Source organism: Halothiobacillus sp. (assembly GCF_027346185.1).
Classification (GTDB): Bacteria; Pseudomonadota; Gammaproteobacteria; order Halothiobacillales; family Halothiobacillaceae; genus Halothiobacillus.
Genome location: NZ_DAIESY010000162.1, coordinates 21,150 through 27,596, shown reverse-complemented (window position 1 = coordinate 27,596; position 6,447 = coordinate 21,150). Strand labels below are relative to the sequence as shown.

The window sequence follows — 6,447 nt, the reverse complement described above, 5'->3', positions numbered from 1 at the left end:
CTTCCCCCGATGGCGCGAAACCAGGCCTGCCGCTCCTTCAGCCCGATAGCGGGCCACCAGGCGTTTGACCTGACGCGCACTCACCCCCAACTGCAGGGCCGCATCCCCCTGGCGCAGCCGCTTGCCCACCACCTGCTGGATTACCCCCAGTCGGTCGACCTCTTGGTGACTCATCGTAATATGCTCCTCTGCCATCACCCCTCCCGAAACCAAAAGGGGACATTTTAGAATTGGACAAAGGGGACATTACGGCTTTGGGCTAACACACGGTAAACCAGCAAATTTACAGTCCATTATGATTCCGGTATGATGTGTTGTTATTTGCCCGGGTGGTGAAACTGGTAGACACAAGAGACTTAAAATCTCTCGAAGGCAACTTCGTGCCGGTTCGATTCCGGCCCCGGGCACCATTTGATGATTTTTTACCGTTTCATACAGTCCTAGAATCTTAACAAAACCCGCATTAAACCTAGGTTTGCGGGTTTTTATGCCTATTGCGTCCAAAAAGATTCCTTCGAATCGCTGAATTATTCGATGAGGAAGGTGCTGAAGAACCGTGGCGCATATCCGAACGATAAGTCGATCATGAAGCTCATGTTTATGGGCCTGAAGAACGTGGCCAGAAAATGGACTCGTCCCATTAGGGACTGGAAAGCGGCACTCAATCAGTTCGTCATTCTGTACGGTGACCGGGTGCCTAACTAAACTCAGTTACACAAATTATTTGACACCTTCGAACTTTGAGCTGACCGCATCTGACGCCCTGCTTATGCTGTTTACACCAGATGCTTTCGATTTCAAGCAGCATCATGCGGCGATATTTGTATGTGGTCATTGAAACCACCAATCGTTAAAGCAGTCAACGAGTCAAGGAATCCCAGATTAAATCAGAGCCTTAGTGCGGCGCAGAGACGTGCTTCCAATGGACGATCACAAGCGTGATTGCTCATGAGGAAAATCAAAAAACACATTTTTTGATTTTCGCCCTCTGAACATTCCAGGATGGAATTATTCAGAGCTTCCTTAATGGAAGATTACTTACTCAGCTTGGCGGGGTCTGTCATCTTGGCACCATCGTACATGCTGTACTCAACGATAGAACCATCATAAAGACGGGCTTTCTTGTCGCCCACGATTTCATGAGTCACAAACCAAAGGCCGGAGGCCAGGTGACCGGTGTTGCAGTAGTCGATGATCTCCTTACCCGGATTCAAACCGACGGCTTTGAACATGGATTCATAGCTAGCTTTGGGCAGGAAGCTTGCAGAAGCTCCATCGGCGGTGGTCAGTAGATCTGGCGGAACGTTCTTCGCACCGGGCAGATGACCAGACAGTTCTTTGGGTTTGGTGAAAACTCCCATGAACTGGTTGGATGGACGGGCGTCGGCAAGTTCGACAGCGCCCGGTTGTTCAAGGGCTTTTTTGACATCCTGATAAGTCGCAAGAATATTCTTGCGCTCGGCAGTAGCAATCCAGTTGCCCGCGGAAGCGGCAGGTGAATCGGTCGCCGCTGGCATGCCGTCTGCCAACCATTGGGCCATACCGCCGTTCAAAATGGCCATGTTGTCCTGACCGTAGTATTTCAACTGCCAGTACAAACGAGTGGCCTCGTCAACGTCTGGAGTAGAAAGACCTTTGGGCACGATCACGATGGGCTGATCCTTGTTCACGCCCCATGATTGAACCAGTTTCTCGAAGGCCGCCTTTTCAGGGATAACACCCGGTACCTTCTTGCCATCAATGTCACGCGTGACACGGATCGCCTTGAAATCGACAAACGATGCGCCCGGTACATGACCGCTCACGGTCACGGCAACTTTCTTGCCCTTAATCTCTTTGATCTCAGGGGCGGTCGTGAAATCTTTCATGGTGCCACTGACCTGCAGCACCTTGACGTCGTTCAAATGTGCGTTCAGCCAAGCCGGATCAACTAACGGCCCCGGCACAGTAACCGCAAACGCGCTTTGTGCCGCGAACGATGCCGCGATCACAGCGGGCACAAATACAAACTTCTTGAAATTCATTCGTCAAAACTCCTTCTTTAGAACATTTAACTGTCAGATAGCCTACGGCGCATCCAACCACCCCATGAGATGCAAACCAGAAAGTTGCATCGCCTATCAAAACACACCGACCAGATCGTGACAATGTGTGTTTTTTTATGCCGAATAACGCTGCACCCCCATGTGTTGCACTATCGTTAAAATCGCATAGATATCAATGAACTCTTCGCTCAACACCTGTTTTGATCGATCTTCGGCAATCTCAACCGGCAGCTCACCTTCCCCGGTCCAGCCCAGAAATTCATCCCGCGCGATGAGCAATCGCTGAATATGCGGTTCGCACAAACGAACCAACATCATCAACCAACGGGAAACCAACCAGGATGGGCGTGCACGATTAACGACAAACGTATTGGGCAACAGGGAAACCAAATCATTCGCGGAACGAAAGTACTCGTCCGTCACCCAGCGATTGGTTGTGAACAGGGAACGTACGGCACCTCGCGCATCAATGGAAACACCTACAAAATGGCTGAATCGGGCACTCGGTTCCGGACGAATAAACAGATGAAAATGGCCATGCTCATCACAAGGACGCTCACCATCAGCATGCGCATGGTAGTAATACATTGCTCCCGTATCCGGGTCCGACACATCTCCTGAGGGATAGTGCTGCCAGCGAAGCACGGGCGAATCAGGTTCATCTCTGAGCAACTCACCCAGAATCGTTTGTTGATCATTAATCAGAGCCTGATTGATATCGAAAAATTCCTGAGCCGCAGACACGAGCTCGTCGAAATCCGGCTCAGGAAGCTGAATCAGCCAATCCCGATAATCATCCAGCGAGCATAAGGCAGAGATCGTCACACTGAATGTTCTCAACCACGTACTAACCTGGAAATCATTTGAATTGCTTGGATTTAACCTGGATTATCGGCCACCAGGTGCGCAAGGGTTCGCCCCGCGAACGGATGGTGCGCAAGGATTACCACCGCGACTCGCAGGAGCGCAGGGATTCTCGCCGCGAATGGCCGGTGCACAGGGATTGCCACCACGACTGGCCGGTGTACAGGGATTGCCGCCACGACTGGCTGGCGCACATGGGTTGTCTCCCCGACTCGCCGGTGCGCATGGATTCTCGCCACGGGCCTGGGCTACCGGAATAACAGACAGCACGCTCACTGGCGAAGGCGCCACGGCAGCCGCGGTGATCGCTACGGCCAACGCCGGAACGGAAGCGGAGAGAAAACGTCGTGACTTGGAGCGCGTCATTTTTTTATCCTGTTGAGTCATGAATCAAATCCCCTAAAAGTCGTTATTCGAAATGTTCAGCATGAGTGTCAGCGCACTTAATTCAAAAGCGACAAGCCAATACAATACTTAAGCTGCACGCGAACCAAGATTACCATGTACCGCACTACCCTCTCCATCGAAGGAAATCGTCGGATCAGTTTCATCCACGATATCTTCTGCGGTAATCACACCATGAGTCCGGCGCTCTAATACCCGACCCAGCGCGAAGCCACCTACGGCGACCAACACCATTACGGCCCAGATCAGCCAAGGTGAAACTCCGAGATACTGCGGCAAGGTTTTGGCAGTGAATTGCGCCGAATGCAAAATGGACTGGATCAGGGCGCTATCGTACACAGACGCAAAACCGAAAATCCCCAGCACCATGCCCACCATAAAGACCAGACCATCAATCCGTCCCGACATGAAGCCAACAACCGAAGTGCCAGGGCAATAGCCACCGATTGCGAAACCGGCTCCGATCAGGGCAGCCCCGGAAACCGTGGCCCAGAGGAACGTGGTTGGTACGAAGAACCCCTTGGAACCGAAGTAATTTCCGGTTTGCAGGAGAAGAATACCCAGAGAAGCCACGATGATGGCCGTAAACATGACCTTGAAGACAGACCAGTCCGTCAGGCGGAACTGAGCCGTCAGCTTGCACGGAGACCCGAAACCCGCCTGTTCAAGCACATAGCCGAACAAGATCCCCGAAGCCAGTGCAGTACCTGCTACCCCATAATCCATTACCAGACCCTCCGCAACAGTGCGCTCATACCAAGGCCAACAAAAAAGAAGACCACGAGGAAGACAAATCCACCGATGCCGAGCATTGCTGTACCGGACAAACCGACACCGCTCGTGCAACCAGCCGCAAGGCGAGAACCGAAACCAGCAAGTGCGCCACCGATCAAGGCGAGGGCAAGACGCGGCCAAACCCCGATTTTACCGGCGCCCGTATCGACTTTCAGTTTGAAGCGCCCTGCGCTGGCAGCAGCCAGAAGCGCGCCGATGGCGACCCCGACAACCTCGACGACGATCCAGCTCGCAAACGGGTTGGCGCCATTCGCAACCATGCCGCCGAGATAACCATTGGACTGCGTTGCCGCCGGTGCGATCTGCATCCCCAACCAGGCGGCAATACTGGCGAACGTACCCGAGGCCCCTACGCCATTCCCGACGAGAACGAAGGTAAGTATAAGAACCAATCCGAGCACCAACCCAGCGACCAGAGGCGGCCACAGAGGGCGAACCGACGAACCATCAGACATATATCACTCCTTTTCTCTACTAATCGATGCCATCAGACCTTTTAGCCTAAATAAAGGGGGAATGCCCAATCGATATGTTTGATTGAACCATTCGCCCCCTCTATTGATGCACTTAAAGCCTTTTCATTCAACGGCATTTCAGAATGAAGCCGACTCAGCTTCGAGGTAAGCAAGTGAGGTGTACTTGCCTATGTTTTCGTCGAAGCCTTTGGTTACCGGTGCGTATTTTTTCACGCGCGGATCTTCAAGTGCCAAAGATTTGGCCAATTCCTGCCCGCCCATCTGCTCGACGGCCTTTTGTGCAGACTGGTAAATCCCCTCGAACAATTCCCGGTTGTGCGCAAGAACCTGCTTGCCGGGATGCCCATGTGCGGGAATCCACAATGCCCCCGGCACCGCCGCTTCCAGCGCATCATAATTTTTGAATGTCCCGCGGAAACTGCCATCGTCCATGAATGCGATTCGATTATCCATCGCGACATCACCGACATGAACGATATTGTGCCCCACGATTTCCAGACTGATATCGGAGGGCGTATGTGCCGTACCATAGAAATGCACCTTGATTTTCGTATCAACGAAATCGAGAACGTCGCCATGGCTCAATGCCAGTGTCGGCGGCGTGACGGCCGTACCTACGGTGGCGTTGTCGGTCGAACGCTCCATCAGGTTGCGCCAGAACTCACCTTGCCCGGTCTTGATGGCCGAAATGGTTTTCTGGTGTGCATATAGAGGCACATCTGGGTTCTCATTCACGAAGGCATGATTCCCTAACCAGTGATCACCGTGATAATGCGTGTTGATAACGGCCACTACCGGCGCGTTCGTGATTTGGCGAATCTGGCGCAGGGCCATCTCTCCAATTTGCCGGGAAGCTCCGCTATCGATAATGACCACGCCTTTTTTCGTGTTCACAAAAGTCACGTTACTCATCATCCCTTGATTTTCAACAGAGGGGAAACCCCATGGTGAGACTATGCATAATACGTTCTCAGACAACTGGGTAGGCTTGATGTCAGGCACCTTTGGCCCGGCAATAACCAGATTCTCCTCTGCAAAAACACGCGCGGAAAAAGCAGCTGGCAACATGGTCGCTCCGGCCACGAAGCCTACGGATTGCAAAAAGCGTCGACGGGGCATACGTTCTGTAACTGATTTCATTGTGATTGATCTCATTTTTATTTGACTCCCAACCTGGATAAGTCGACTCGACCGGATGACCAAGCATGACTCCTGCTATGATCTTGGTCAGTGCAATGAAAGATTTCAATACCATGATTATTAATTCTTCAAATGAGCCCCTGGATTTGCTTGTCGATTCGCCGCGATTTCGACACCACAGCCTGCACGCCAATCTCCAGCTCGGAACCGGAATCATTACCTCCTCGCTCCAAGGACACGACCAGACCCCATGAGTTGTCTCAATCACCACGACTGCGCCACCTTCGCACTTGCACATGCTGAAGAGGTTTGTCTTGCACGTGGCGCGCGATTAACCCCCATCCGGCGTGCCGTGCTGACGGAAATATGGGCGAACCACGAGGCGACGAAAGCCTATGATTTGATTGCTCGGCTCTCAAGCGAAGGCAGCCTGATCAAGCCGCCCACCGTTTATCGCGCACTTGATTTTTTGCTGGCACACGGGTTGATTCACCGCATCGAGAGTTTGAATGCATTCATCGGCTGCCATCATCCGGACATGCAGCATCAGGCCATTTTGATGATCTGCGACCAATGCGGCACGATTAACGAAGCAGCCAGCGAGCCCCTCAATGGCATCCTGAGTGCGCTCACTCTTGCGGAGAAATTCAAAGTGACGCACCAGTCCATAGAGCTGCACGGTCTATGCGCGACCTGCCAAAGGCAGTGATGAAAGAAGTCCG

8 protein-coding genes and 1 tRNA gene are annotated in these 6,447 nt (G+C 52.6%); 3 read left to right on the top strand and 6 right to left on the bottom strand.

Annotated elements, in window-relative coordinates; all coding sequences use genetic code 11:
- Positions 1–174: helix-turn-helix domain-containing protein (locus M7R55_RS11455; RefSeq protein WP_298217639.1), on the bottom strand; the 174-nt coding region annotated here is incomplete at its 3' end.
- Positions 175–323: 149 nt separating this feature from the next.
- Here M7R55_RS11455 and M7R55_RS11450 point away from each other — a divergent pair.
- Positions 324–410, top strand: a tRNA-Leu gene (locus M7R55_RS11450).
- A gap of 624 nt (positions 411–1,034) precedes the next feature.
- On the opposite strand, the gene M7R55_RS11445 is transcribed toward M7R55_RS11450, so the two are convergent.
- Entirely contained in the window at positions 1,035–2,024 is a 990-nt protein-coding gene (locus M7R55_RS11445) for a rhodanese-like domain-containing protein (RefSeq protein WP_298220678.1), read from the bottom strand.
- A 135-nt stretch (positions 2,025–2,159) separates the two neighbouring features.
- On the bottom strand, positions 2,160–2,885 hold the full coding sequence (locus M7R55_RS11440) for a hypothetical protein (RefSeq protein ID WP_298220676.1): 726 nt from the start codon (positions 2,883–2,885) through the stop codon (positions 2,160–2,162).
- Between the two features lie 28 nt (positions 2,886–2,913).
- Between M7R55_RS11440 and M7R55_RS11435 the strand changes: the two genes are divergently transcribed.
- The gene (locus M7R55_RS11435) at positions 2,914–3,291 is read left to right on the top strand and encodes a hypothetical protein (protein ID WP_298220674.1); all 378 of its coding nucleotides are present in this window, start codon (positions 2,914–2,916) and stop codon (positions 3,289–3,291) included.
- 92 nt (positions 3,292–3,383) lie between these two features.
- On the opposite strand, the gene M7R55_RS11430 is transcribed toward M7R55_RS11435, so the two are convergent.
- The 3 genes from M7R55_RS11430 to M7R55_RS11420 all read right to left on the bottom strand — a co-directional run bounded on the left by M7R55_RS11430 (position 3,384) and on the right by M7R55_RS11420 (position 5,725).
- Entirely contained in the window at positions 3,384–4,040 is a 657-nt protein-coding gene (locus tag M7R55_RS11430; protein WP_298220672.1) for a DUF6691 family protein, read from the bottom strand.
- Positions 4,040–4,564 carry a YeeE/YedE thiosulfate transporter family protein gene (locus M7R55_RS11425; RefSeq protein ID WP_298220670.1) on the bottom strand — a complete coding sequence of 175 codons (525 nt, stop codon included), beginning with the start codon at positions 4,562–4,564 and terminating at the stop codon, positions 4,040–4,042. Before M7R55_RS11425 ends, M7R55_RS11430 begins: the two co-directional genes overlap by 1 nt.
- 138 nt (positions 4,565–4,702) lie before the next feature.
- Positions 4,703–5,725 (bottom strand): MBL fold metallo-hydrolase, encoded by a 1,023-nt coding sequence (locus tag M7R55_RS11420; RefSeq protein ID WP_298220668.1) that lies wholly within the window; start codon positions 5,723–5,725, stop codon positions 4,703–4,705.
- Positions 5,726–5,975: 250 nt separating this feature from the next.
- On the opposite strand from M7R55_RS11420, the gene M7R55_RS11415 reads away from it, so the two are divergent.
- Positions 5,976–6,434, top strand: a complete 459-nt coding sequence (locus tag M7R55_RS11415) for a transcriptional repressor (RefSeq protein WP_298220667.1) — start codon at positions 5,976–5,978, stop codon at positions 6,432–6,434.
- Positions 6,435–6,447 lie beyond the last annotated feature (13 nt).